Genomic DNA, 25,979 nt, shown 5'->3' with positions numbered 1-25,979 from the left:
GGTGCGGCGGCGATTTTTTTAGAACGCTTCCGCGGCCAGTTCCATCACCGTCGCGCTGCCGCTCTGGATTCGCGCCAGATGCACGGCGGTCTCCGGCAGCAGCTTCTCCATGAAGAAGCGGCCGGTGACGAGCTTGGTGGTCAAATAGGGCGAGGCATCGCCGGCGGCGATCTTGTCCTGCGCCACCTTGGCCATCTTCGCCCACATGAAGGCCATCGCGACCAGGCCGAACAATTTCATGTAGTCGGTCGCGGCGGCGCCGGCATTGTCGGGTTTGGTCAGCGCATTCTGCATCAGCCAGCCGGTCGCCTGCTGCAGATGGCCGAGCGCGGTCGAGAGCGGGGTGACGAACGGCTTCATCGCCTCGTCGCCGCCATGCTCCTTGGCGAAGGCGCCGACTTCGCCGAAGAATGCCATCGCGGCGCGGCCGCCATCGCGCGGCAGCTTGCGGCCGACCAGATCGAGCGCCTGGATGCCGTTGGCGCCCTCATAGATCATCGCGATGCGCGCATCGCGCACGAACTGCTCCATGCCGTGCTCGGCGATGTAGCCATGACCGCCGAACACCTGTTGCGCCGAGACCGTGTTGGCGAAACCGGTGTCGGTCAGCACACCCTTCAAAACCGGCGTCATCAGCCCCATGTGATCGTCCGCCTCCTGGCGATCCTTCGGATCGCTGGAACGATGGGCAACGTCGCTCTTCAGCGCAGTCCACACCACCATCGCCCGCGCCGCCTCGTTGAAGGCGCGGATGCTGAGCAGGGCGCGGCGAATGTCGGGATGCACGATGATCGGATCGGCCGGCTTGTCGGCCGCCTTCACGCCGGTCAGCGACCGGCCCTGCAGACGCTCGCGCGCATAGGCGACCGCGTTCTGATAGGCGACTTCAGACTGCGCGAGCCCCTGCACGGCGACGCCGAGGCGGGCCTCGTTCATCATCACGAACATGCCCTGCATGCCCTTGTTCTCTTCGCCGATCAGCCAGCCGATGGCGCTGTCGTAGTTCATCACGCAGGTGGAATTACCGTGGATGCCCATCTTGTGCTCGATCGAGCCGCAGGAGACGCCATTGCGCGCGCCGAGCGATCCGTCGGCATTGACCAGCACCTTGGGGACGACGAAGAGCGAAACGCCCTTGATGCCGGCCGGCGCGCCTTCAATGCGCGCCAGCACCAGATGGATGATGTTGTCGGTGAGGTCGTGCTCGCCGGCGGAGATGAAGATCTTGGTGCCCGAAATCTTGAAGCTGCCGTCACCTTGACGCGCCGCCTTGGTGCGCAACAGGCCGAGATCGGTACCGCACTGCGGCTCGGTCAGGTTCATGGTGCCGGTCCATTCGCCGGCGATCATCTTCGGCAGATAGGTCTTCTTCTGCTCGGGAGTGCCGTGCACCACGAGCGCGGCGGTCGCGCCCATGGTGAGACCGCCATACATCGCGAACGCCATGTTGGCGGAGATCTGGAATTCGTTGACCGCTTGGGAGAGCGTCACCGGCAGGCCCTGGCCGCCATATTCAGTCGGCGCCGACAGCCCGAGCCAACCGCCTTCAGCGACCTGCTTGAAGGCTTGCTTGAAGCCCTTTGGCGCGGTGACGCTGCCGTCGTCATTGTGCTTGCAGCCTTCGAGATCGCCGACGCGGTTGAGCGGCTGCAGCACTTCTTCAGCTAGCTTGGCGGCCTCGCCGAGGATCGCCTCGCGGACATCCGCCGACGCATCGGAGAAGCCGGGAAGATTGTCGTAGCGATCGATCTGGAAGACGTCGTTGAGCAGGAAATTGACGTCTTCAATGGGGGCCTTGTAGGTCGGCATGCTGGTCTCCCGGCTGGCTCGCGGTCGCAGTGGCGACTGACGCAGAGCACTTGTGCTTGTTCGTTGGAGTGGACCTTATCCGGTTCCGGAGGTCCGCGGCAGGTACTATCGGGACGGTGATTGCGACGTTGCGCCGCCCGCCTGCTTCATCAGCTCATCTCCCATCAGCCGATGCAGCAGGTTGATGCCCTTGAGCGGCCGTACCATCACCTTGAAATGCGTGATCCGGCCGTCCGCGTCGAAACTGATGATGTCGACGCCGTTGATCTTGATGCCGTCGATCTCGTTTTCGAATTCGAGCACGGCGCCGGTGTCGTTGCGCCATTCACCCAGATATTTGAAGGTCGGACCGCCGAGCACCTTGGCGGCGCCGGTCAGATATTTGAAGGTGATGTCGCGGCCGCGTTGCGGCGTATGCACGACAGGGCTTTCGAACACCGCGTCGGGATGCAGCAAATCCCACAGCGCAGCGGTGTCGTGCGACTTCATGTAGGCGTACCACTTGTCGAGGCCCGGTCTGCTCATCGGACGTCTCCTGCGGTGGGTTGGGAAGCTTGAACACCGATCCGCGGCCGCGACAGCGGCGGCACGCCGATCACCATATGCATATTGACGCATATGCATAGTAACGCATAAAGTCAAGCGAGCTTGGAATAGGCCTTGGGAATAGGCCTTGGGAACTGAGATGGAGGTGGGCGTTGGCACTCGGTGACGCAATCCTCGCCTGCCTCACGGAACGTCCGATGACGGGCTATGAGCTCGCCAAGACGTTCGACGCCTCGATCGGCTTCTTCTGGAAGGCCGACCATCAGCAGATCTACCGCGAGCTGTCCCGGCTGCGCGACAAGGGCCATGTCCAGGGCCGCGAGGTGGTGCAGTCGGGCAAGCCCAACAAGCTGGTCTATACCCTGACGCCGGAGGGCCGTGCGGCGCTGAAGCACTGGGCGGCGCGGCCAAGCGTGCCGCCGTCGATCAAGGACGATCTCCTGGTCCGACTCTACGCGCTGGACACCGTCGACATCGAACCCTTGCGGACCGACCTCATGGCACGGCTGGAACATCACCGCGACCGCTACGAGCGCTATGAACGCCTGCTCAACAAGCGCTTTCCGGACGGCACAGCGCCGCCGGCCGACCTCGGCAAGATGCTTAGCTTGCGCCTCGGGATGCGCCATGAACGTGTGGTGGTGGAGTGGTGCGAGGAGGCGCTCGATGCACTCTCGGCGATCTCCCAGCGCGGCAATTTGCTGCCCCTCGACGACAAGCACGAGAGCAGCGGCTAGGCACTGCTCTGTCCTTGGGGGCGCCCTGTCCTGATCCGGCGCATCCGGTTCCCGGACTCCCAACTTTAAGGCTCGCTGGCCCCATTCTTTAACCCGTTATTTACCGTGACGGGAAAAAGTCAGCAGCTGAGGCAGACGACCCGCGCAGAATTCGATTGTCTCTTAACTGGGATGCGCGGGGAGGCTGCAGGCGCAGGGTGTGGCGCCGGAGTCGGGACCGGACGGAATCATGAATTCGCGCGTATCGTGGAGTGTTGACGGCATCGATCCCTCCGTCCGCGAAAGGGCCGAGGCGGCTGCGCGCCGTGCCGGCATGTCGCTGAACGATTGGCTCAATTCCACTGTCGGCGAAGCCAGCCCGCCGGACTACCGCGCGGCCCATGAACTGCAACAGCAGCAGCAACGGCCGCCGATGCCGAGCCGCGAGCGAAGCGACGTTGCCGATATCCACCAACGTCTCGACGCGATCACCCGCCAGATCGAACAGATTTCCACACCTGCCCCTTCGCCTGCCCCCGCCTCGCACAGCGACGCGCGCCCGGACGTGCCGCGCGGTCAGCCGACCGTCGCCCGCCAGCTCAATGACGCCATCTCGCGCCTCGACGCGCGGCTGTCGCAGATTTCCCGGCCGCAACCGGTCCGCGAGCCGCAGCTGCAAGACCGGCCGAACCCGGATCGGCAAATTCAGGATCGGCAGCAGCAGGATCGGCAACGCCAGGAGGATTTGGTCGAGCGCGCCGCCGCGCAGGTCTATCGCCCCTCGCCGCCGCTGAGCCCGGCCTCGTTCGATTCCGCGATCGCCGAGATCGCCGCGCGCCAGAACGAACTCGACGCCGCCGCTCCGCGGCAGATGCCACCGCGCAGCGCCCCCCCGATGCCGCCCGCGGCGCCGCCGATGGCCGCCTATGCGCCGCCGACTGCTCCCAGCGCGCCTGCCGGACCCGATTTCTCCTCGCTGGAGCGGCATCTGCTCAAGATCACGAGCCAGATCGAGGCGATGCAGCGGCCCGACCATATCGAGCAATCGATCACCGCGTTCCGCAGCGAGCTTGCCGACATCCGCCAGGCCATCACCGAAGCGATGCCGCGCCGGGCGATCGAATCGATCGAGAACGAAGTCCGCTCGCTGCATCGTCGGATCGACGAGATCCGCCAGGAGAACGGCAACGGCAACGGCCAGGCGATCGCCGGCATCGAACGCGCACTGTCCGAGATCCGCGAGGTGCTGCGCACGCTGACCCCGGCCGAGCAGCTCACCGGCTACGACGAGGCGATCCGCAATCTCGGCGGCAAGCTCGACATGATCCTGCGCGCCAATGACGATCCGTCCACGGTGCAACAGCTCGAGGGTGCGATCGCAGCGCTGCGCGCCATCATCTCCAACGTCGCCTCCAACGACGCGCTGGTGCGGCTGTCCGACGACGTGCAGACGCTGTCGACTCGGGTCGACCAGCTTTCGCGGATGTCGCGCTCCGATGGCAATGGCGATGCGTTCGCCGCGCTGGAGCAGCGCATCGCAGCCCTCACCTCGACGCTGGAAGGCCGCGAGCGGCCGGTTGGCACCGACAATACCGACGCCATCGAAGGTGCGGTGCGCACGCTCTCGGAGCGGATCGATCGCCTGCAGGTCGGCAATGACAGCGCGTCGGCGTTCGCCCATCTCGAGCAGCGGGTCTCGTATTTGCTCGAACGGCTGGATGCGTCCTCGTCCGACCAGCGCCCCGGCAATCTCGGCCGAGTCGAGGAAGGGCTGCATGACATCATGCGGCACCTCGAGGCCCAGCACGCCCATATCGCCTCGCTCGCCGACGCCACCCGCAACATCAACGTCTCCGCGCCGCAGCCGATGATGGACTCGGGCCTGGTCGACCTGATGAAGCGCGAGCTGTCCGACATCCGCTTCAGCCAGTCGGAGACCGATCGCCGCACCCAGGACTCGCTGGAGACCGTTCACAATACGCTCGGCCATGTCGTCGACCGTCTGTCGATGATCGAGAACGATCTGCGCGCGGTACGCACTGCGCCGCCCCCCGCACCGCCTGCGCCAATCGAAGCGCGGGTCGAGATGCCGCGGATGGAGATGCCGCGCGCAGCGATGCCGCAGCCGATCGCGCAACCCAGACCTGAATCGTACAAGGCTGAATCGTACAGGCCTGAGCCGTATAAACCCGAACTGCCCAATCCTGCTCTCGCGCAGGAGCATTTTGCGGCCGCGCCGCGCGAATTCCATGCCGCGGAGCCGCAGGTCTCCGCACCGCCGCCGCTGCCACCGATTCCGCCGCGCGCCATCAGCGAGATCCTTGAGCCGCATGCGGCGCCCGCGCGCGCTGCGATCGCGCCGGAACTGCCGCCGGATCATCCGCTCGAGCCGGGCACGCGTCCCACCGGGCGCATGTCGTCGCCGTCGGAGCGGATCGCCGCGTCCGAGAGCGCGATCAGTGATCTTCCAGCGGCCAAGAAGGAGCCGGTCTCGACGTCGAGCTTCATCGCCGCGGCGCGCCGCGCGGCGCAAGCCGCCGCTGTGCAACCGGTCAACGAGAAGGCGGCGCGCGCCGCCAGCAAGGCTGCCGCCAAGGCAAAAGCCGAGAAGGCCAAGAATCCCGACAAGGCTCCAGACAAGCCTGCGATCAAGGCTGACGCCGCCGAGGGCCAGCCGTCGACCATCACCTCCAAGATCCGCTCGCTGCTGGTCAGCGCGAGCGTGGTCGTGATCCTGCTCGGCACCATCAAGATGGCGATGAACCTGCTCGACACCGGCTCGACACCGCAGATGCCGGCGGTGGAAAGCAGCGAGCCGGCCGCAGCCCCGGTACAGCCGCCTGCCGACACCTCCGCCGCTCCAACGCCCGCCGCACCATCTGCCGCGCCCACGCCGTCGATGACTTCGCCGACCCCGCTCGGCCGGCAATCCAACAACGTTTCCGCGCCGAACACGCTCGACAGCGCTCAGGTCACGATCCCGCCGGCCCCGGCGGCGGTCCCCGTCGCGGCGTCGCCGGTCAGCGCCAACGACATCACCGGTACGATTCCGACCGCACCGGTCGTCACCGGCAAGCTCGCCATGATCCAGATTCCGCCGGGCGAGAAACTGCCTGACGCGATCGGCGGACCGTTGCTGCGTTCCGCCGCGCTGAAGGGCGATCCGACCGCGGCCTATGAGGTCGGCATGCGCTATGCCGAGGGCAAGGGCATCGCCGCCAATCTCGACGAAGCCGCCAAATGGTATGGCCGCGCGGCGCAGGCCGGCGTGGTGCCTGCGATCTTCCGGCTCGGCACATTCTATGAGAAGGGCCTCAGCATGAAGCGCGACGCCGACATGGCGCGGCGCTACTATGTGCAGGCCGCCGAGCGCGGCAACGCCAAGGCGATGCATAACCTCGCCGTGCTCGACGCCGACGGTGGCGGCAAGGGCGCCGACTACAAGAGCGCGGCGCAGTGGTTCCGCAAGGCCGCCGACCGCGGCGTCGCCGACAGCCAGTTCAACCTCGGCATCCTCTATGCCCGCGGCATCGGCGTCGAACAGAACCTGGCCGAGTCGTTCAAATGGTTCAGCCTGGCAGCCGCCCAGGGCGATGCCGATTCCGGCCACAAGCGCGACGATATCGCCAAGCGGCTCGATCCGCAGTCCCTGGCCGCCGCCAAGCTCGCGATCCAGACCTTCACGCCCGAGCCCCAGCCGAGCGACGCGGTCAATGTCCCGGCCCCGACCGGCGGTTGGGACAGCGCCACTGCACAGCCGGCTCCGGCTCCCGCAAAGCCCGCCAAGCTGCCGTCGAAGCGGACCGCGGCGCTGGTCGCCCACTAAGGTTCGCGGCGCCGCCCGGCGTCGTTGTCCTCCCCCTCCCCAATCGTGTAGATAGGCACGAACCGCGAACAGCGCCCGCTGCCAGGAGGGATGCGCTTGTCTGTCGATGACCGCCAGGATGCCGGGGCCGGACTGCACCGTTCGTCGCCAACCGGTCCCCGGACTGCGCCGCCGCTTCAGGTACCGCCTCGGGACGCCCCGCCGCTCGACGCACGTGTCCAACCTCTGCACGGCATCTTCAGGCCCTCGCTCTGGTCCGTAGCGTTCTTTGTGCTGCTCCTGTCGGGCGTCGGCATTCGAGCCTATCGGGATCTTTCCCAACCGGGGGCGTGGGAATATTGGCGGGAGAGTCATGGCTCGCCGACCATGACGTCTTCCGTCATCCCGTCCATCAACATCGATGGCCGTAAACGGCGCGTCCTGACCATTGAAGGCGAGATCGGCGCCGCAAGCGCGAGTTGGTTCCACGACCGGCTAGAGGAAGCGCATCTGTCGGACGGCGACTTGGTACTGCTTTCATCGCCGGGCGGTTTGGTGGACCAGGCTGCAATCATCGGCGAGACCATTCGAGCCCGCGGGCTGTTCACGGCCGTCGGCACGGCCGATGCGTCCGGGAAGGTGCGCCCGGCCATTTGCGCAAGCGCCTGCGTCTTGATCTTTGCCGGTGGCGAGGATCGTTACGGAATTCGCGGTTCGATGCTCGGCGTTCACCGCTTCAGGGTGCCCAAACCGACGGATGATCCCGTAGCCGAGACACAGCGCAGCCAGGGCCTCCTGCTCGGCTATATGACGGGCATGGGAGTCTCGTCGAGCATCGTCGAGGCGATGTCACAGACCTCGGAGATCCGCTGGTTGACCGAGAAGGAGGCGCTGGCGATGAACCTCATCACGACGGTCCTTGCGTATCGATGAGCTGAAGCTGTCATTAATCTGAATCATCAACCACGTTAGCGGGGCCCCGCCGACGTGCGGCAAAAAAGCCGTTTGAGGCGGATTCTTTAGTCCCTCCTCCCGCCGAATTCGGTTATGCAGGGACGCGGCAATCGACCCGCGTTCGCCTGCATCTTGCGCGCCAACCGGATTGTTCTGCCGGAGAAAGCCCGACCAGGACACCACGCCGTGACGCGGCCTTGCGCCTGCCTTGCGACGAAACAAGAAGCGACGCGCGTGCAGCTTTACCTCCCGATCGCCGACATTCCGGTCAATGTCTTCCTCATCCTGGCGATGGGCGCGGCGGTCGGCTTCGTCTCCGGCATGTTCGGCATCGGCGGCGGCTTCCTGATGACGCCGCTGCTGATCTTCGTCGGCATCGCGCCCGCCGTCGCGGTCGCCTCGGTCGCCAGCCACATCGCGGCCTCGTCGTTCTCCGGCGCGATCTCCTATTGGCGGCGACGCGCGATTGATCCGCTGCTGGCGGCGGTGTTGCTGACAGGCGGCACGATCGGCACCGCGCTCGGCGTCTGGACCTTCACCTTGCTGCGCTCGCTCGGCCAGCTCGACCTGATGATCGCGTTGTCCTACGTCATCCTGCTGACCACCGTCGGCGGGCTGATGTTCTGGGAGGGCCTGCGCGCGATGCTGCGCGCCCGCCGCGGCGGCCCGGTCACGCTGCGCAAGCCGGGCAGCCATGGCTGGATCCACGGCCTGCCGCTGAAAGTGCGCTTCAAGCGCTCCAAGATCTATCTCTCCGTGATTCCCGTCATCGTGGTCGGCCTCGTGATCGGCTTCATCGGCGCTGTGATGGGCATCGGCGGCGGCTTCATCCTGGTGCCGCTGATGATCTATCTGCTGCGGGTGCCGACCTCGACCGTGATCGGCACCTCGATGGTCCTGACCCTCGTCACCATGGTGTTCGCGACCATGTTGCACGCGGTGACCAACCACCTGGTCGACGCGGTGCTGGCGCTGATCCTGATGATCGGCGGCGTGACCGGCGCGCAGTTCGGCGCGCGTGCCGGTCAGAAGATCCGCGGCGAGCATCTGCGCCTCCTGCTCGGGCTTCTGGTGCTCGCGGTCGGCATCCGCTTCGCGGTCGAGCTGGTGATCCGGCCGCAGGATCTCTTCAGCATCCGCGAAACCGGCGGCGGAGGCCCGCCATGAGCCGGCGCGCACTGCTCGCGATCATGGGCCTGCTCGCAGCGACGCTTGCGGCCGTGCCTGCCCGTGCCGAGCGGCTGATCGTGTCGGTCTCCAACCATCGCGTCACGGTGACGCCGAACTATTCCGGCGGCGAGCTCGTGCTGTTCGGCTCGGTCGAGAAGGACGCCGGCACGCCCGCCAGCCGCAGTAATTACGACCTCGTCGTCACGGTCTCCGGCCCGCGCGCCGACATGGTGACGCGGCGCAAGGAGCGCAAATTCGGCATCTGGATCAACACCGACTATCGGCAGTTCCTGCAGGTTCCGGGTTATCTCGCGCTGTTTTCCAACCGCCCGTTCGACGAGATCGCCTCGCCCGAGGTGCAGCGGCGGCAGCAGCTCGGCCTCAACAATGTGCTGCTGATGCAGCGCGTCGGCCCCGATTTCGCCGACGTGGTGCCGAACGACCCGTTCCGCAGCGCCTTCGTGCGGCTGCGCTCCGAGCACGGCCTCTATCGCGAGGCGCCCTCGGCGGTGACGTTCCTGACGCCGACTTTGTTCCGCACCGGCATTCCGTTGCCGGCCGAAGTGCCGATCGGCACCTACAATGTCGAGATCAAGCTGTTCGCCGACGGCGCGCTGGTGACCAAGACCGAGACCGCCTTCGAGATCGTGAAGGTCGGCTTCGAGCAGTTCGTCGCCAACACTGCGCGGCAGAACGGCTTTGTCTATGGCCTCGTCACCGCGTTCATGGCGCTGATGACGGGCTGGATGGCCTCGATCGTGTTCCGCAAGGATTAGTCACCCCTGCCGTTGCAATGCGCTTTCGAAAGCGTCGCCCAGGATCGAGAGGCCGAGATCGATCTCGTCATCGCTGATCGTCAGTGGCGGAGCAATGCGGAATACGCTGCCCATGCCGGGCAACTGCACGATGTTGGTGCTCAATCCGAGTTCCATGCAGCGCTGCGACACGCGCGTTCCGAGCGCTTCGTCAGGCGCCTTGCTGTAGCGGTCGCGCACGATCTCGATGCCTTGCATCAGTCCTCTGCCGCGCACGTCACCAATGCATTCGAACCGGTTCTGAAGCGCGAGGAGCCCGTCCCTCAGCCGCGCACCCGCGATTCCAGCGCGCTCGACCAATCGGTCGCGCAGGATGATCTCGATGACCTTCAGACCGACCGCGGCCGGCATCGGGTCCGACACATGCGTCGTGTAGAAGAGGAAGCCACGTTCGTGACAGCGTTCCTCGATTTCGGCTGACGTGATGACCGCGGCCAGAGGCAGACCGGCGCCGAGCGTCTTCGACAAGGTCAGGATATCAGGCACGGCGCCGTCGCGCTCGAAGGCGAACATGGCGCCGGTTCGCCCGAGGCCCGTCTGTGCTTCGTCGACGATCAGTAGCATGCCCCGCGCGCGGCACAGCTCCTTCAGCTCGGCAAGGTAGCCCTCCGGCAGATCGATCAGCCCGCCGGAAGAGAGGATCGGCTCGGCGATCATGCACGCGAGCGATCCGGTCGATTGGCGGTCGACGAGATCGAAGGCGTAGGCCAATTCGGCCCGCCAATCGGCCGCGTTGCCGAACCGGGGACGATAGGGATTCGGCGTCGGGATCGCGAGCGATCCGACCGGCGCGGGACCATAGCCCTTGCGGCCGGCCGAATAGGTCGCCCCGGCCGCACCCGATGTCATCCCGTGCCAGGACTGCGCAAACGCAACGGTCTCGAAGCCGCCGGTGAAAAGCTTCGCCATCTTGATGGCAGCCTCGTTTGACTCAGCCCCCGTGCTCAGCAGCATGACGCGATCAAGCCCCGGCGGCAGCAGCTCCGCGAGCTTTTCAGCCAGCGAGACCACCGGGCGCGTCAGCATGCCGCTGAAGAGATGATCGAGCCGTTCGGCATGCTCACTGATGGTCCGGACGATCTCGGGGTGACCGTGACCGAGCACGGCGCTCATCTGGCCGGACGTGAAATCGAGGATGGCACGGCCGTCGGCGTCATAAACGAACGATCCGGAGGCGCGCTCGATGATCACAGGAGCGAACGTTCCGCCATACCTGATGAGGTGACGCCGCGCACGATCCCAAAAGGATTTGTCGTCATTTCCAGCCATGCCCGTCCCCTTGTTGCCGAGTCGCCGCGTGTCCAACCCTCTGCCCATCCTATGCGCGCACCGACGCAATGACATTGCGATTTGAGATGCATTTCCGAGCTAGTTCTGTAATTAATTGCGCAAAACACAGAGAATTCGAAAATAATGGGAACCACGATGGTGCTCGACGAGATCGACCGGAAAATCCTCGACGTGCTCCAGGTCGAGGGGCGCATCACGAATCTCGAGCTGGCCGAACGGATCGGCCTCTCGTCCGCCCCCTGCATGAGACGCGTCCGGACGCTCGAAGATGCCGGCGTCATCAGCTCCTATGTGGCGTTGGTGGACCCTGCTCGCGTAGGGCTCGGGTTCGACGCGATCGTCGAAGTCCGCCTCAAGCAACAGAACAGGGAATCCTTCGAGCGCTTCGAGAAGAAGGTGATCGGCCTTGCGGAGGTCGTCGAGTGCTGCATGATTGCCGGCGATTGGGATTACTCGCTGCGGGTCGTGTCCTCCGACCTCGCACGCTATCAATCGTTCATCCTCGACCGCCTCATGCATCCGGTCACCGATATCGCGAGCTACCGCACGACCATCATCCTGCGAAAGAACAAATCGACGACAAAGATCGACACCTCGCTGTTCTGACCGGTGATGACGGCGCGATGATTTAAAAAAGCAGCCCCACTCCCATCGCGATCACGCTGAGCGCCATCGCCCCGGTCGAGAGCCAGCCGAGCCAATAGAGCCAACCGCCGATCACGAAATGGCCCATCACATCCTTGCGGCGCGCCATCACCATCAGCAGCACCATCACGGGAATAGCGAGCACGCCATTGACGACCGCGCTCCAGTACAGCGCCGAGATCGGATTGATCGGAGTGAAGTTGAGCGCGATGCCGATCGCGCCCGACAGCGCCAGCACCGAATAGAACGCGATCGCTTCCTTCGGCTTGCGCGCCAGGCCGACCGACCATCGCCCTGCCTCGCCGACCGCGTAGGCCGTCGCACCCCCGAGCACCGGGATCGCCAACAATCCAGTCCCGACGATGCCGAGTGCGAAGATCACTTCCGCAAATGGCCCGGCGATCGGCCGCAGCGCCTCGGCCGCCTGCGCCGAGGTCTGGATGTCGGTCTTTCCCGCAGCGTGCAGCGTTGCGGCGGCGGTAACGATGATCGACAGCGCGATCAGGTTGGAGAACGCCATGCCGACGACGGTGTCGGCGCGGATCCGGGAGAATTCCTGCCGCGCGCCATAGTGCCGCTCGATCAGCGGATGTTTCCTGGCGTCGATGCGCTGCTCCTCGGCTTCCTGCGACGCCTGCCAGAAGAACAGATAGGGCGAGATCGTGGTGCCGAAGATCGCGACAATGGTCGTGAAATAATCCGCGCTCCAGGTGAAACGCGGCACCAGCGCGCCGGCCAACGCCTCGCCCCACGAGACCTTGGCGAAGGCCAGGGCCGCGACATAGGCGAACAGGCTGAGCGTCAGCCATTTCAGCACCGCGACGTAGCGCTTGTAGTCCATGAAGATCTGCGCGGCCACCGAAGTCACGCCGAACAGCACGACATAGAGGATGGCGGGACCGCCGACCAGAAGCTTCGACGCATCCGCCATGGCAGCGAGATCGGCTGCGATGTTGATGGTGTTGGCGATGAACAGCAGCGCTACGACAACGACCAGCAGCCAAGGCGGATAATGCCGGCAGACATTGCCTGAAATGCCGTGTCCGGTGACGCGGCCGACGCGCGCGGAAATCTCCTGGATCGCCACCATCAGCGGAAAGGTCAGCAGCATGGTCCAGCCGATGCCGTAGCCGAGCTGCGCGCCGGCCTGGCTGTAGGTGCCGATTCCCGACGGATCGTCGTCGGAGGCGCCGGTGATCAGGCCGGGGCCGAGCGCCTTCGCGATATATTTGAGGCTGAACGGCCCGCGCGCAGCTTTCGCCGCCGCGCTGCCGGGCTTGGCGCTGCCGGGCTTGGCGTTGTGCTCCGGTGAGGTCTGTCTGTGCTGCGTCATGCCCGGTTCCGGCCCGTTCGACAACGGACCGATACCGCCATGGTTCCATTTATGAAACTCGCGCTGGCAATCACGCCCCCCGATGCGTGATCGTGATGCTCATGTCACGCTCCTCTTCGAGGGAGCGGCGGCCGCCGGACGGGTCACCAGATAAATGCCGATTGCGACCGGAACGATCCCGAGCAGGTCGCGAAATTCGACATGTTCACCGAGCACGAAGAACGCGAACAGCATGGCGAGCGGCGGCATCAGGAAGTGATAGGCGCTTGCCGCGGTCGCGCCACACACTTTCAGGAGGTGAAACCAGATCAGATAGCCGAGGATCGAGCCGCCCAGTACGAGGAAGGCGAAGGCTTCGGCAAGCCGCGCGCTCGGCACGATGTCGCTGACATCAGCGAAAGCGAAGGCGAACGGCATCACCGCAAGCCCACCGGCGATGTTCTGGATGCCGTTGCCGATCCACAGGCTGCCCTTGGGCGCCAACAGCTTGAACAGGATGGTGCCGGTCACGATCGAGGCGAGTGACGCCAGCGTGAACAGGATGCCGTGCGGATTGTCCGTGCCGACTTTCATACGATGCCAAACGATGAACGCAACGCCGAGAATTCCGAGCAGCAGGCCCGCGACCTTGCGCCAGGTCAGGGCTTCGCCGAGAAACAGCGCCGCCAGAACAGCAGTGAATACCGGATTGGCGGAGACGATCAATCCGCCGAGACCGGCCGACACCGTCTTCAGCCCGGTATAGCCGAGGCCGAGATAGAGCGCGTTATTGGCGACGCCGAGGACGGCGAACACGGCCGCGTCGCGCCAGGTGAGGTCCCACGTATCCCTGCGCAGCAAGGAGACGCCGAGGATCAGGATGCCGGCGAGCGAAAACCGCGCGGCCAGCAGGATCAGCGGCGGGCAGTCCGTGACGCCGATCTTGCCGGCCACGAAGGCGAAGCTCCAGAGCAGACAAAACAGGGCGATCAGGAACGGAAGGGCGTTGAAGCGGGGGCGGGACATCGCGACGGCGGGGGCGACTGACATGGGGTTTCTCCTTCCTCCATGATCTAGGTCCGCGCCTTGATATTTGGAAATTAAATGATAAACTGACATGCAGTTGATTTTCGAATGGGGCCTGCAATGCTCGACCTGGAGCTGCTGCGCAGTTTCGTCTCGGTGGTCGATGCCGGCGGCTTCACCCGCGCCGGCGTGCGGGTCCACCGCACGCAATCCACGGTCAGTCAGCAGATCAAGCGGCTGGAGGAGGATGTCGGCCAGCCATTGCTGATCCGCAGCGGCAAGGATGTGACGCCGACCGAGGCCGGCGAGCGCCTGCTGTCCTACGCAAGGCGGCTGCTGGCGCTGGCTGAAGAGGCGCGCGATGTGGTGTCGCGGCCCGGCAATGAGGGCGCGATCCGGCTCGGGGTTCCCGAAGATTTCGCCGCCTTCCGGCTGGCCAAACTGCTTGCGGCATTCTCGCGTTCGCATCCCGCGCTGCGGCTCGACGTCCGCACCGACCAGAGCACGCAGTTGCGGCGCGACCTCGAACGCGGCGAACTCGATCTCGCGCTGTTCAAGCGCGCGGCGGGCGAAAAAGGCGGCATCGCGGTCTGGCCGGAGCGCGTGCACTGGGTCACCAGCAAGCAGCATCCGCGCGACACCAATGTGGGATCGGTGCCGCTGATCGGCTTTCCGCCGGGCTGTCTTTATCGCGCCGGCGCGATCCATGCGCTGGAGAGCGCGGGGCGCAACTGGCACATGGCCTATACGTCGTCGAACCTCTCCGGCATCCAGGCCGCGATCGCCGCAGGCATGGGCCTGAGCATCCTCGCCGAGATCGCGATCCAGGCCGATCACCGCGTGCTCACGGCAAAAGACGGTTTTGCGCCGATCGACAAGACGGAAGTGGCGCTGGTCGCAGCCCCCGATGCCAGCCCCGCGACGCTGCGGCTGGCAGAGCGCCTCGCCGAGTTCTGCGAGACCGTGCAGGCGAAGGCGGCGTAGGGCTGAGGTAGCGTTAAGCGGAAGCGCTCCCCGCAACTTCCGCCGTCGTCCCGGCGAAGGCCGGGACCCATAACCACCGATGGCTATGGTTGCGCAACGCTGGGGCCACAGCGAGCTTCGACAACTCGCCCCTGTGGTTATGGGTCCCTGCTTTCGCAGGGACGACACTGAGTGTGTGGCTCGGTCCGTGCCTCAATAACACCGCGATGCCGCGAACGCGTGCACGCGGTTGTCGCCGAGCACGTGGGCCATGAACCCAGACGAGCCGAAGATCTTTGCGAACGCGGCGTCGCGGATGCTCAAGCCGCCGGTGTAGGCGCCGAACGCCGGCATCACCGCGCGTTCGCGGTCGCTCGCAAAACAGCGGCGCTCGATCGAGCGCCCGCGGGTCGGCACGCGGGCCTTCGGATGCAGATGGCCGGCGATCTCGCCGCTGGCGCCGGTCGGCTCGTGGCGAAACTTGATCGGGCCGATCGCGACTTCGGTTGCGACCACGCCGCCAAGATCGGACGGCAGCGCCGGATCGTGATTGCCCGAGATCCAGATCCAGTTGCGCCGGACCTGCAGCGCGGCCAGCGTTTCGCGGTCCGTATCCGACAGCCGTTCATGCGCGTTGCGATCGTGAAAGCTGTCGCCGAGCGCGATCACCATGCGCGGGTCGTGCCGCGCGATCACCGCGGCCAGGCGGCTCAGCGTCGCGATCGTGTCATAGGGCGGCAGCAGCACGCCACGCGCGGCGAAGCTCGAGCCTTTTTCCAGATGCAGGTCGGAGACGACGAGCAGGCGCTGCTCGTCCCAGAACAGCGCGCCGGAAAAATCGGACACGAAGTCTATGTCCGCGACCGTGATCGTCGAAACGCGCATCTCGTCAAAATCCCCCGAAGCCTGCGCGTTTGCCGTCACGTCCGGTTCCCAGTGTTATGTCGTCGCCTCCCGCACGAGTTCCTCGGCCGCTTCGGCCAGAAGTTCGTCGGATGCTTCGCCATAAACTGACTCGCGGCCGATTTCCAGCAGCACGGGAACCGCGAGCGGGGACACGCGGTCGAGTTCCTTGTGGGTGATTCGGCCGTGGATGCGCGACAGCATGTCGCCGAGCCGGCGGAGGTCGAGCAGGCCGGTGGCGGCGTCGGCGCGGGCGGTGCGCAACAGTACGTGGTCGGCCTGATGCTTGCGCAACACGTCATAGATCAGGTCGGTCGAGAACAGCACCTGGCGGCGGGATTTCTCCTCGTCGGTGAAGCGGCGCGCGATCAGGCCGGAGATGATGGCGCAGTTGCGGAAGGTGCGCTTCATCAGCGCGGATTCTGCAAGCCACGCCTCGAGGTCGTCGCCGAGCATGTCAGGATCAAACAGTGCGTTGAGGTCGAGCTTGCCGTGCCGGATCATGAAGGAGAGATCGCCGACGCCCCACACCGCGAGCGCATATTCATTGGCGACGAAGCCGAGCGGCCGGGCGCGACCTCGTTCCAGCCGGCGCGTCAGGAGCATGCCGAGCGTCTGGTGGGCGAGCCGGCCCTCGAACGGATAGCAGACCAGATAATGGCTGCCGCCGCGCGGAAAGGTCTCGACCAGCAGCTCCCGCGCCGCCGGCACACGCGAAAACTTCCGCTGCAATGACAGCCAGTCATGCACCTGGTCCGGCAACACATTCCAGGCGCTGACGTCATCGAGCAGTTTGCGCACGCGCTCGGCGAGATAGGTCGAGAGCGGAAACTTGCCGCCCATGTAGGACGGCACTTTGGCGTCCTTGTCGTTGGCGCGAGAGACATAGACCTGGTCCTCGACCAGCGCCTCGTAGCGCACCACTTCGCCGCCAAACACAAAGGTGTCGGCGACCACGAGGCCCTCGATGAAGGCCTCCTCGATCTGGCCGAGCATCCGCCCGCCGCGCGCGATCGCGCCCGTTGAACCGCTGCCGCCGGCGCGTGAGCGCACCAGCCGCACCTTCAGCATGGTCTCCTCGACGATGGTGCCGACATTGAGGCGATAGCTCTGCCGCACCTTCGGATTGGCGACGCGCCAGCGGCCCTGCTTGTTCGGCTTGATGCGCGCGAAACGCTCATAGGTCTTCAGCGCGTAGCCGCCGGTCGCGACGAAATCGACGACGTCGTCGAAATCCGTGCGCGCAAGGTTGGCGTAGGGCGCCGCGGTCTTGACCTCGGCGTAGAGCTCATCCGGCAAAAACGGCTCGCCGCAGGCGCAGCCCAGCACATGCTGGGCCAGCACATCGAGCGCGCCTGTGCGCAGCGGCGGCGTATCCTGCGCATTCTCGGCAATGGCTTCGATCGCGACGGCGCATTCCAGCACCTCGAAGCGGTTGGCCGGCACCAGCACCGCGCGGGAGGCCTCGTCAAGACGGTGATTGGCGCGGCCGATCCGCTGCATCAGCCGCGACGAGCCCTTGGGCGCGCCGATATTGATGACGAGGTCGACGTCGCCCCAGTCGACGCCGAGGTCGAGCGAGGAGGTGCAGACCACACCGCGCAGTTTTCCGGCCGCCATCGCCTCCTCGACCTTGCGACGCTGGGCGACGTCGAGCGAGCCGTGATGCAGCGCGATCGCCAACCCATCGTCGTTGATGCGCCAGAGATCCTGGAACAGCATCTCGGCCTGGCTGCGGGTGTTGACGAACACCAACGTGGTCTTGTTGCGCTTGATCAGCTCGTAGACCTCGGGCAGCGCATGACGCGCGCCGTGGCCGGACCAAGGCAGGCGTTCCCGCGTGTCGAGCATCTCGACAACAGGCGGCGCGGCGCCGCCGGCGATGACAACATCGGCTGATACGCTCTCGCCGCCAGGCTGCGGCACCAGGAAGCGCGCGAGTTGCTCGGGCTCGGCCACCGTCGCCGACAGGCCGATGGCGCGCATCTGTGGCGCGATTGTCCAGAGCCGGGCGAGCCCGAGCGACAGCAGATCGCCGCGCTTCGAGGTGACCAGCGCGTGCAATTCGTCGAGCACGATGCGCTTCAACGAGGCGAACAGAAAGGGCGCATCGTCGGAAGCCAGCAGCAGCGCGAGCTGCTCCGGCGTGGTCAGCAGGATATCCGGCGGATAACGCCGCTGCCGCTGCCGCCGCGACACCGGCGTGTCGCCGGTGCGGGTCTCGATCTTGATCGGCAGTCCCATCTCGGCGACCGGGGTTTCCAGGTTGCGCGCGATGTCGACGGCGAGCGCTTTCAAGGGCGAGATGTAGAGCGTGTGCAGGCCGCCGGTGCGCTTCACACTCCGGCCGGTGGACAAGAGGCTTGTTCTTTGCTGGTCGCTAGCGCTCGCTGGTAGGGCTCCCGCCCCGCTCAACTCCACCAGCGTCGGCAGAAATCCCGCCAGCGTCTTGCCAGCGCCGGTGGGCGCGATCAGCAGCGCGGACCGGTCCTCGCGCGCCTTCGCCAGCAGCGCGAGCTGATGGTCACGCGGCGACCAGCCACGCGAGGCGAACCAGTCGCGAAACCGGCGCGGCAGCAGGTCGGCCGTTTCCGACGGCGGGACGGAGAAGAGATCGAGCGTCGACACGCCCCAAGAGGTAGGTGGTTGAAGGCACTTCGTCGAGGGTGGCACATTGAACGAATACGAGGCGGTGGCCTCGAAGCCACCTCGCCCCGCTTGCGGGGAGAGGTCGGATCGCATGCAACGTAGCGAAATGCGATCCGGGTGAGGGGGTACAGGTCTCTCGGCTCGCGCCGCCTGGTGGAGAGAGCCCCTCACCCCGCCCTCTCCCCGCGAAGAGCGGGGCGAGGGAGACGAGAGAGCGTGCTTGCGTCGTCCCCTACTCCATCACGGGCTTGTCGGAGATGCTCCAGTCCTTGCCATCGAAGATCGAGATGTAGAGCGTCTTCATCGGGGTGTAGTCGTCGGGTGTGTAGCTGTAATTGACACCGTCGAGGAAAAACGGCGAGTGGTAGCCCGCGAGCGTGGTGGCCTGCTTCAACACATTGGCGCGGGTCAGTTCGTCGCCGCAGCGGCGCAGGATTTCCGCCATCGACGCCACCTGGCCATAGCCGGCAAAGGCGATGGTGTTGTCAGGATCGACATTGGGCAGATATTTCTTGCGTAGTTCCTCGAACGCCAGCGAATCGGGATCCTTCTCCCAGTGGCCGGGTCCGGCTTCCTTCGAATAGCGGATCGCGACGATATCCTTGGCGTTCTCGAAACCCGCGGCGCTGAGGATCGAGCGGCCGGTCGAGCCCGCCGACAGCAATTGCAGCGGCTTCCAGCCGAGCTCCGCGACTTTCCGGATCGACTGCGACGTCGCCTTGCCAGTGCTGATATTGTAGAAGACATCGGCGCCCGACTTCGAGAGATTGATGAGCTGCGAATCGACCGTCGGATCGGTGAGATCGTAGGTCTGCTCCAGGATCACCTGCGCGGTGCCGCCGGCATCGGCCAGCACCTTCTTGAAGGGACCGAGGAAGTCGCGGCCGAAATCGTCGTTCTGGTAGAGGATGCCGACCTTGGCATTCGGCTTCACGCCGACGACGTGTTTCGCAAGGATGCGCGCTTCGGTCGGATACAGCGGCAGGCCCGCCATGGTCCATTTGTTGTTCTTGGGATCGTTCCACTTCGAGGCGCCGGTGTTGAGCAGCAGCTGCGGCACACCCTTGGAATTGAGATATTTGTGCACGGCGGTCTGCGGCGCGGTGCCGAGCGAGCCGTAGAGCGCCAGCACCTCCTCCTGCTCGACCAGCCGGCGTGTCGCCTCGACGCATTTCGGCGCGCTATAGGCGTCGTCCATGGTGAGGAATTTGACCTTGCGGCCGTTGATGCCGCCCTTCTCGTTCAGCATCTGGAAATAGGCTTCGCCGACCCGCCCCAACACGCCATAGAGCGAGCCCGGACCGGAATGCGGCACGGTTTGGCCGAGCTTGATCTCGGTGTCGCTCGCGCCCGGATCGTATTTCGTCTCGGCGGCCCGGACGAAGGGCGCCGGCAGCACGGAGGCTGCGATGGCCGACAACGCGGTGGCGCCGAACTGGCGCCGTGTCTGTTTTTTCATTGTTTCTCTCCCTGGGGAGCAGGCTCGCATTCCGCCTTGCGCCGGGCAAGCGCGAAGTCACGGCGTCGCCGCGCAATGCCGCGGGACGGGAAATGGGTAGCGTGTAGACTCAAGTTTTGGTCGCGACGGCGGTGACCCTTCCTTCTCCCCCTGTGGGAGAAGGTGGCGCGGACGCAGTCCGCGACGGATGAGGGGTTCTCTCCGCGGATAGAAACCCCTCATCCGGCGCTACGCGCCACCTTCTCCCACAAGGGGAGAAGGTATTTACGGTTTGGTCGCGACGGCGACGAGGCCGGGGGCCGGGATATTATCTTCGTTGCGGGCCGAGAGGTCTTCGAGCTGGGCCAGGATCAGCCCCGCCGCTGCAACGGCCGCGCGCACGCAAGCCGCGCTGTGCGCGTAGCGCAGCCCGTCGCCGACGATGACGCCCTCGCCATCATGGGTCTCCGTGGTGAACGCAATCACGCCGCCCGCGATCAGCACGCGCCTTGCCTCCGCGAGCACGGGCCCGAGATCGGCGACATAGATCATCGCATCCGCGGCAAGGATCAGTTCCGCGCTGGCGTCAGGCTTGCTCGAGATGCCCATGAGCATGTCGGCAACCTCAAGCTCGGCATAGAGGCCGGTCAGGCGCGCCTTCTCGATCATGCGCGACGAGATGTCGATGCCGGTGAAGCGGTCGACATTCGTGGCGAATGCGCCGGCCGCCAGTCCAGTGCCGCAGCCGAGATCAATCGCGCGCTTGAAGAAGGCCGGCTTCTTCGCGGATGCGCGCACCGACAGCACGGCGTTGAACAGCAACGCCGGACCGCGATAGTCGAGATCGCCGACCAGAGCTGACTCGAAGCGCGGCGCATATTGATCGAACAGCGTCTGCACATAGGCCGCAGGCATCGCGCTGACAGCCTCGGCGCCGAGCTGCATCAGGCGCATGCTGGCGCCGTGATGATCCCCGGGATCGGCATCGCGCGCGGCAAGAAAGGCTGCGATCGCCGCCTCGCGCTGGCCGAGTTGCTTGCGGATCTCGCCGAGCGTGAACCAGGCGGACGCGAATCTCGGCGCGAGCTCGATCGCCTGTTCGAGCAGGTCGGCGGCGGCCGGCAGGTCGCCCTTCAATTGCAGGTCGCGCGCGAACTCATAGCGGCGATCGGCGACGAGATCACCGGAGGACAGGAACAGGCGCGCGGGCATATTGCAAAGACCGGTCTGGACTCGAACGAAGCTCAAGCCGGCCTATATACAGACAATGCGCCCACAAGACATCCTGATGCCTGTTCCGGCCGGCCTCGCCTGCAAGCCCGGCGGCTTCCATATCGATCCTGTGCGGCCGGTCGAGCGCGCGCTGATCACCCACGGCCATTCCGACCACGCCCGCCCGGGCCATGGCGCTGTTCTCGCCACGCAAGAGACGCTCGACATGATGCGGCTGCGCTATGGCGAGGATTTTGCCGGCTCGACGCAGGCGGTCGCCTACGGCGAGGAGATCAGGCTCGGCGACGTCACCGTGACGTTCCGTCCCGCGGGTCACGTGCTGGGCTCGGCGCAGATCGCGGTAACCTGCAACGACACCCGCATCGTCGCTTCCGGCGACTACAAGGACGCGCGTGATCCGACCTGTGCGCCGTTCGAGCTCATACCCTGCGACGTCTTCATATCAGAGGCGACCTTTGGCCTGCCGGTGTTCCGCCATGGCGATGCGGCCGGCGAGGTGAAGAAGCTGCTGGCGTCCGTCAAACTGTTTCCGGAGCGCGCGCATCTGGTCGGCGCTTACTCGCTCGGCAAGGCGCAGCGCGTGATGGCGCTGCTGCGCGAAGCCGGCTACGACGCGCCGATCTATCTGCATGGAGCGATGGAGAAGATCACGTATTACTATCAGGAACGTGGCATTCCGCTCGGCGAGTTGAAGCCGGCGCGCGGCATGAAGAAGGCCGATCTGGCGGGCACCATCACGCTGGCGCCGCCGAGTGCGACATCCGATGTCTGGACGCGGCGCTTTCCCGATCCGGTGACCGCCTTCGCCTCGGGCTGGATGCGGGTGCGCGCTCGCGCCCGGCAGGGCGGCATCGAACTGCCGCTGGTGATCTCTGATCATGCCGACTGGGATGGCCTGACCGCGACAATTGCCGCGACCGGCGCCGGCGAGATCTGGGTCACGCACGGCCAGGAGGACGCGCTGGTGCATTGGTGCAAGACCAAAGGTCTTTCGGCGCGGCCGCTCGATCTCGTCGGCTATGGCGATGAGGATGAAGGCGAGGCGGCGGCCACGGGCGATGCTGAGTCCGCCGGCGAGGCCCAGCCTGCCGGCGAGGCCAAGGCATGAACCGGTTTGCGCAGTTGCTGGACCGCCTCGCCTACGAGCCCGGCCGCAACAACAAGATCAAGCTTTTGGTCGCTTACTTCCGCGAGACCGAGGACCCCGACCGCGGCTATGCGCTGGCAGCATTGACCGGCGCGCTGTCGTTCAAGCACGCCAAACCGGGATTGATCCGCGACCTGATCACGGAACGCGCCGACCCGGTACTGTTCGGATTGTCATACGATTATGTCGGCGATCTCTCCGAGACGGTGGCGCTGATGTGGCCGAAGGCCGAGTTGCCCGCCCACAACAACCCACCCCCGCCAACCCTCACCGACGTCGTCACCACCCTGCGCACGCTCGGAAAGGCCGAGCTGCCGGCGCAGCTGGCGCGCTGGCTGGATGAGCTCGACGAGACCGGGCGCTGGGCGCTGCTAAAGCTCGTCACCGGCGCGATGCGGATCGGGATCTCGGCGCGGCTGGCGAAGACCGCGGCGGCGGCGCTCGGCGACAAGGACGCGCACGAGATCGAGCTGATGTGGCCGGGGCTCACGCCGCCCTTTCTCGACCTGTTCGCCTGGCTGGAAGGCCGCGGCAACAAGCCGGTCAACCGCGATCCTGCGCCATTCCGCCCGGTGATGCTGGCGCATGCGATCGAGGATGCGGACTTTGCCAATCTCGACGCCGCCGATTTCAGCGCGGAATGGAAGTGGGACGGTATTCGCGTGCAGGCGGTGGCCGGCCGCGACGAGCACGGCCGGATCCAGGCGCGGCTTTATTCGCGCACCGGCGAAGACATCACCGGCAGTTTTCCGGACCTGGTGCCGTCGCTGCGCCTCCCCGGTGCGATCGACGGCGAATTACTGGTGCTGCGCGACGGCCGGGTGCAAACCTTCAACGTGCTGCAGCAGCGGCTGAACCGAAAAATCGTCTCGCCAAAGCTGATCAAGGAGTTTCCGATCCATCTGCGCGCCTATGATCTGCTCGGCGACGGCGAGAACGATCTCCGCGAGTTACCCCTCATTGAACGCCGCGCGAATCTCGAAAGCTTCATCGCGAAGCTGAACGATCCGCGGATCGATTTGTCGCCGGTGATTCCGTTTGCGAGTTGGGACGAACTGGCGGCGGCGCGCGCTGATCCGAAAAGCGCTGGCGCCGGCGACGATGCCGATGCGGTCGAAGGCGTGATGCTGAAGCGGCGCGACGCGCCCTATCTGCCGGGACGGCCGAAGGGGCCATGGTGGAAGTGGAAGCGCGATCCGCACATCATCGACGCCGTGCTGATGTATGCGCAGCGCGGCCACGGCAAGCGCTCGTCGTATTATTCCGACTACACGTTCGGCGTCTGGACCCGTGGCGATGCGGGCGACGAGTTGGTGCCGGTCGGCAAGGCCTATTTCGGCTTCACCGACGAGGAGCTGTTGCAGATCGACCGCTTCGTCCGCCGCAACACCACCGAGAAGTTCGGTCCCGTCCGCCATGTCGTGCACGAGCCGGATCAGGGCCTGGTGCTGGAGGTTGCGTTCGAGGGGTTGCAGCGCTCGCCGCGGCACAAATCCGGCGTCGCGATGCGGTTTCCCCGCATCAGCCGGCTACGCTGGGACAAGCCACCGCGCGAGGCCGACCGGCTGGAGACGCTTGAACGAATGTTAATGACCATGACCGCGAGTTAATTCCGGAGCCATTGACCGCAGATCACGGGTTCCCCATGTGCCTCGCCGTGACGTATAATGCGCGGACGATTCCGCCGGGAGACAGAGATGCAAAACGACGTCAGAGACCTGCCGGCCGGCAACACCGACGGTCTGCACCGCTTTCTCGGCGGTTCGCCGCTCGCGGTGGCGTTCCGGCTGATCCTGCTGTCGATCCTGGTCGGCGTCGTGCTCGCCGCCATCGGCTTCGATCCCTGGAACATCATCCACAGCATCCGCATGCTGTTCCAGCGGATTTGGGATTTCGGCTTTGACGCGGTCAACTGGGCCTGGCGCTACTTCCTGCTCGGCGCCGTGATCGTGGTCCCGATCTGGTTGCTGTCGCGGCTGTTCGGCACGCCGCGCGGCCGCTGACGAGAGCGTGCGGCCGATGAAATTGCGATTTGTCGGCTGCCTCACCCCCTCGCCACCAATTGCTCTGAGAACAATTCCAGCATGGCCGCGCGACGGACGACGCGATAGAAGCGTCCATTCCTCACGACTGTAGCCATGCACGCGCCCGTCCATCCAAAAATCACGTCGCGCCAGGTGTTCACCATCGCCGGTCCCGCGATGGTCGCGAACCTGACCACGCCGCTGATCGGCATCGTCTCGACCACGGCGATCGGCCGCCTCGACAATGCCGCGCTGCTTGGCGGCGTGGCGATGGCCTCGGTGATCTTCGACTGCCTGTTCTGGCTGTTCGCATTCCTGCGCATGTCGACGCTGGCCTTCACCGCGCAGGCGCTCGGTGCCGGCGAGACGCAGGAATTCTCGGCTATCCTGGTGCGCGGCTTCATTGTCGCCGGCCTGATCGGTACTGTCTTGATCGCGCTGCAAGTGCCGCTCGCGGCCGTCACGTTCGACCTGATGGGCGGCAGCGAGGGCGTGACACGCGCCGCGAAGATCTACTTCATGATCCGGATCTGGTCGGCGCCGCTGGCGCTCGCCAATTACGTCATCCTTGGCTGGCTGGTCGGGCAGGCCCGCGCCAATCTGGCGCTGCTGCTGCAGATCGTGATCAATGTCATCAACGTGGCTGCCACCGTGCTGCTGGTGTCCTACTCCGGTGCCGGCATCGCGGGGGCCGCGACTGCTGCCGTGCTCGCCGAAGCGGTCGGGTTCATGCTCGGCATCGCCGTTGCGTGGCGGGTTGCGCAAACAGGTTTTGCGGTTCCGCGCGCGGTCCTGTTCGATCGCTCCAAGCTGATGCGGATGCTGGCCGTCAACCGCGACATCATGATCCGCACCGCGGCGCTGATCGTGGCGTTCCTGTTCTTCACCGCGAAGGGCGCGCGCGCCGGCGACGTCACGCTGGCGGCCAATTCGGTGCTCAACAATTTCCTGCTGGTCTCAGCCTTCTTCCTCGACGGCCTCGCCAACGCCGCTCAGCAGCTCTGCGGCCGCGCCTTCGGCGCCCGCGACGCAAGGGGCTTTTCCGATTCGACGCGGCTGGTGCTCATCTGGGGCGTCGGCTTTGCGCTCATCGTTTCGGTGCTGTTCGCGCTGCTTGGCCCAGCCCTGATCGACCTCATGACGACCAGCGATGCCGTACGCCGCGCGGCGCGCGACTTCCTGCTGTTCGTTGTTCTCGCACCGCTGCCCGGCGTGTTCGCGTTCGGCTTCGACGGCATCTATGTCGGCGCCACCTGGGCGCGCGAGATGCGCAATCTGATGCTGCTGTCGCTGGCGATCTTCTTCGCCATTTGGTGGGCGACACGCTCGTTCGGCAATGCCGGACTGTGGACCGCGATGATCGCTTTCTACGTCGCGCGCGGCGGATTACAGGGCGCGCGCTATCCGGCGCTCTTCAGGAAAACGTTCAAGGCTACGTAACTGCCGTAGCCCGGATGCAGCGCAAGCGAAATCCGGGGTCTGTATGCGCGGTGAACTCGTCCCGGATTGCGCTTCGCTTCATCCGGGCTACAGG

General features: G+C 65.5%; 20 protein-coding genes. 11 read left to right on the top strand and 9 right to left on the bottom strand.

Going from position 1 to position 25,979, the window contains the following annotated elements; translation table 11 throughout:
• Window positions 1-18 precede the first annotated feature (18 nt).
• On the bottom strand, window positions 19-1,809 hold the full coding sequence (locus UP09_RS34805) for an acyl-CoA dehydrogenase C-terminal domain-containing protein (RefSeq protein ID WP_044542925.1): 1,791 nt from the start codon (window positions 1,807-1,809) through the stop codon (window positions 19-21).
• Between the two features lie 105 nt (window positions 1,810-1,914).
• Window positions 1,915-2,334 carry a nuclear transport factor 2 family protein gene (locus UP09_RS34800; RefSeq protein ID WP_044542924.1) on the bottom strand — a complete coding sequence of 140 codons (420 nt, stop codon included), beginning with the start codon at window positions 2,332-2,334 and terminating at the stop codon, window positions 1,915-1,917.
• Between the two features lie 173 nt (window positions 2,335-2,507).
• Here UP09_RS34800 and UP09_RS34795 point away from each other — a divergent pair, with 173 nt between their 5' ends.
• From UP09_RS34795 to UP09_RS34775, 5 genes are all read left to right on the top strand, one after another.
• The gene (locus UP09_RS34795; protein WP_044542923.1) at window positions 2,508-3,092 is read left to right on the top strand and encodes a PadR family transcriptional regulator; all 585 of its coding nucleotides are present in this window, start codon (window positions 2,508-2,510) and stop codon (window positions 3,090-3,092) included.
• Window positions 3,093-3,321: 229 nt separating this feature from the next.
• Window positions 3,322-6,897, top strand: coding sequence for a tetratricopeptide repeat protein (locus UP09_RS34790; RefSeq protein ID WP_044542922.1), 3,576 nt, complete (start codon window positions 3,322-3,324; stop codon window positions 6,895-6,897).
• A 96-nt stretch (window positions 6,898-6,993) separates the two neighbouring features.
• Entirely contained in the window at window positions 6,994-7,809 is an 816-nt protein-coding gene (locus UP09_RS34785; protein WP_052833304.1) for a COG3904 family protein, read from the top strand.
• Between the two features lie 255 nt (window positions 7,810-8,064).
• Window positions 8,065-8,997, top strand: coding sequence for a sulfite exporter TauE/SafE family protein (locus tag UP09_RS34780; protein WP_044543189.1), 933 nt, complete (start codon window positions 8,065-8,067; stop codon window positions 8,995-8,997).
• Window positions 8,994-9,776: a TIGR02186 family protein gene (locus UP09_RS34775; protein WP_283806035.1), complete on the top strand. Its 783-nt coding sequence runs from the start codon at window positions 8,994-8,996 to the stop codon at window positions 9,774-9,776. The genes UP09_RS34780 and UP09_RS34775 overlap by 4 nt, the downstream gene beginning before the upstream one ends.
• Here the strand turns inward: UP09_RS34775 and UP09_RS34770 are convergent, their stop codons facing one another.
• Window positions 9,777-11,084: an aspartate aminotransferase family protein gene (locus tag UP09_RS34770; RefSeq protein WP_044542921.1), complete on the bottom strand. Its 1,308-nt coding sequence runs from the start codon at window positions 11,082-11,084 to the stop codon at window positions 9,777-9,779. It lies immediately after the preceding gene.
• 144 nt (window positions 11,085-11,228) lie between these two features.
• Here UP09_RS34770 and UP09_RS34765 point away from each other — a divergent pair, with 144 nt between their 5' ends.
• Entirely contained in the window at window positions 11,229-11,711 is a 483-nt protein-coding gene (locus tag UP09_RS34765; protein ID WP_044542920.1) for an Lrp/AsnC family transcriptional regulator, read from the top strand.
• Window positions 11,712-11,733: 22 nt separating this feature from the next.
• On the opposite strand, the gene UP09_RS34760 is transcribed toward UP09_RS34765, so the two are convergent.
• Entirely contained in the window at window positions 11,734-13,083 is a 1,350-nt protein-coding gene (locus tag UP09_RS34760) for an NRAMP family divalent metal transporter (RefSeq protein ID WP_044542919.1), read from the bottom strand.
• Between the two features lie 99 nt (window positions 13,084-13,182).
• Window positions 13,183-14,112 (bottom strand): DMT family transporter, encoded by a 930-nt coding sequence (locus tag UP09_RS34755; RefSeq protein ID WP_044542917.1) that lies wholly within the window; start codon window positions 14,110-14,112, stop codon window positions 13,183-13,185.
• 96 nt (window positions 14,113-14,208) lie between these two features.
• Between UP09_RS34755 and UP09_RS34750 the strand changes: the two genes are divergently transcribed.
• A complete protein-coding gene (locus UP09_RS34750) occupies window positions 14,209-15,072 on the top strand; it encodes a LysR family transcriptional regulator (RefSeq protein ID WP_044542916.1) in 864 nt (287 codons plus the stop codon).
• Between the two features lie 192 nt (window positions 15,073-15,264).
• Here the strand turns inward: UP09_RS34750 and pdeM are convergent, their stop codons facing one another.
• From pdeM to UP09_RS34730, 4 genes are all read right to left on the bottom strand, one after another.
• Window positions 15,265-15,936 (bottom strand): ligase-associated DNA damage response endonuclease PdeM, encoded by a 672-nt coding sequence (pdeM, locus tag UP09_RS34745; RefSeq protein WP_044543187.1) that lies wholly within the window; start codon window positions 15,934-15,936, stop codon window positions 15,265-15,267.
• A 54-nt stretch (window positions 15,937-15,990) separates the two neighbouring features.
• A complete protein-coding gene (locus UP09_RS34740) occupies window positions 15,991-18,582 on the bottom strand; it encodes a ligase-associated DNA damage response DEXH box helicase (protein ID WP_044542915.1) in 2,592 nt (863 codons plus the stop codon).
• A gap of 253 nt (window positions 18,583-18,835) precedes the next feature.
• Window positions 18,836-20,062: an ABC transporter substrate-binding protein gene (locus UP09_RS34735; RefSeq protein ID WP_044542914.1), complete on the bottom strand. Its 1,227-nt coding sequence runs from the start codon at window positions 20,060-20,062 to the stop codon at window positions 18,836-18,838.
• A gap of 264 nt (window positions 20,063-20,326) precedes the next feature.
• Entirely contained in the window at window positions 20,327-21,253 is a 927-nt protein-coding gene (locus UP09_RS34730; RefSeq protein WP_044542913.1) for a class I SAM-dependent DNA methyltransferase, read from the bottom strand.
• 55 nt (window positions 21,254-21,308) lie between these two features.
• Between UP09_RS34730 and UP09_RS34725 the strand changes: the two genes are divergently transcribed.
• The 4 genes from UP09_RS34725 to UP09_RS34710 all read left to right on the top strand — a co-directional run bounded on the left by UP09_RS34725 (window position 21,309) and on the right by UP09_RS34710 (window position 25,885).
• Window positions 21,309-22,382, top strand: coding sequence for a ligase-associated DNA damage response exonuclease (locus tag UP09_RS34725; RefSeq protein WP_044542912.1), 1,074 nt, complete (start codon window positions 21,309-21,311; stop codon window positions 22,380-22,382).
• Window positions 22,379-24,031, top strand: coding sequence for a cisplatin damage response ATP-dependent DNA ligase (locus UP09_RS34720; protein ID WP_044542911.1), 1,653 nt, complete (start codon window positions 22,379-22,381; stop codon window positions 24,029-24,031). Before UP09_RS34725 ends, UP09_RS34720 begins: the two co-directional genes overlap by 4 nt.
• A gap of 87 nt (window positions 24,032-24,118) precedes the next feature.
• The gene (locus UP09_RS34715; RefSeq protein WP_044542910.1) at window positions 24,119-24,424 is read left to right on the top strand and encodes a DUF6460 domain-containing protein; all 306 of its coding nucleotides are present in this window, start codon (window positions 24,119-24,121) and stop codon (window positions 24,422-24,424) included.
• Window positions 24,425-24,559: 135 nt separating this feature from the next.
• The gene (locus UP09_RS34710; protein WP_044542909.1) at window positions 24,560-25,885 is read left to right on the top strand and encodes an MATE family efflux transporter; all 1,326 of its coding nucleotides are present in this window, start codon (window positions 24,560-24,562) and stop codon (window positions 25,883-25,885) included.
• The last annotated feature ends 94 nt before the right edge of the window (window positions 25,886-25,979 follow it).

Origin of the sequence: Bradyrhizobium sp. LTSP885, assembly GCF_000938305.1 — a bacterium.
Taxonomy (GTDB): Bacteria; Pseudomonadota; Alphaproteobacteria; order Rhizobiales; family Xanthobacteraceae; genus Bradyrhizobium.
The sequence above is the reverse complement of the archived record's forward strand: the minus strand, read 5'-3'. Positions and strand labels throughout refer to the sequence as shown.

Bases quoted from the DNA above. Each gene is read 5' to 3' on its own strand.
- UP09_RS34790 (WP_044542922.1), top strand. From the start codon at position 3,322: ATGAATTCGCGCGTATCGTGGAGTGTTGACGGCATCGATCCCTCCGTC.
- UP09_RS34725 (WP_044542912.1), top strand. From the start codon at position 21,309: ATGCGCCCACAAGACATCCTGATGCCTGTTCCGGCCGGCCTCGCCTGC.
- UP09_RS34735 (WP_044542914.1), bottom strand. From the start codon at position 20,062: ATGAAAAAACAGACACGGCGCCAGTTCGGCGCCACCGCGTTGTCGGCC.
- UP09_RS34765 (WP_044542920.1), top strand. From the start codon at position 11,229: ATGGGAACCACGATGGTGCTCGACGAGATCGACCGGAAAATCCTCGAC.
- UP09_RS34720 (WP_044542911.1), top strand. From the start codon at position 22,379: ATGAACCGGTTTGCGCAGTTGCTGGACCGCCTCGCCTACGAGCCCGGC.
- UP09_RS34755 (WP_044542917.1), bottom strand. From the start codon at position 14,112: ATGTCAGTCGCCCCCGCCGTCGCGATGTCCCGCCCCCGCTTCAACGCC.
- UP09_RS34805 (WP_044542925.1), bottom strand. From the start codon at position 1,809: ATGCCGACCTACAAGGCCCCCATTGAAGACGTCAATTTCCTGCTCAAC.
- UP09_RS34730 (WP_044542913.1), bottom strand. From the start codon at position 21,253: ATGCCCGCGCGCCTGTTCCTGTCCTCCGGTGATCTCGTCGCCGATCGC.
- UP09_RS34760 (WP_044542919.1), bottom strand. From the start codon at position 13,083: ATGACGCAGCACAGACAGACCTCACCGGAGCACAACGCCAAGCCCGGC.
- UP09_RS34715 (WP_044542910.1), top strand. From the start codon at position 24,119: ATGCAAAACGACGTCAGAGACCTGCCGGCCGGCAACACCGACGGTCTG.
- pdeM (WP_044543187.1), bottom strand. From the start codon at position 15,936: ATGCGCGTTTCGACGATCACGGTCGCGGACATAGACTTCGTGTCCGAT.
- UP09_RS34710 (WP_044542909.1), top strand. From the start codon at position 24,560: ATGCACGCGCCCGTCCATCCAAAAATCACGTCGCGCCAGGTGTTCACC.
- UP09_RS34775 (WP_283806035.1), top strand. From the start codon at position 8,994: ATGAGCCGGCGCGCACTGCTCGCGATCATGGGCCTGCTCGCAGCGACG.
- UP09_RS34770 (WP_044542921.1), bottom strand. From the start codon at position 11,084: ATGGCTGGAAATGACGACAAATCCTTTTGGGATCGTGCGCGGCGTCAC.
- UP09_RS34800 (WP_044542924.1), bottom strand. From the start codon at position 2,334: ATGAGCAGACCGGGCCTCGACAAGTGGTACGCCTACATGAAGTCGCAC.
- UP09_RS34750 (WP_044542916.1), top strand. From the start codon at position 14,209: ATGCTCGACCTGGAGCTGCTGCGCAGTTTCGTCTCGGTGGTCGATGCC.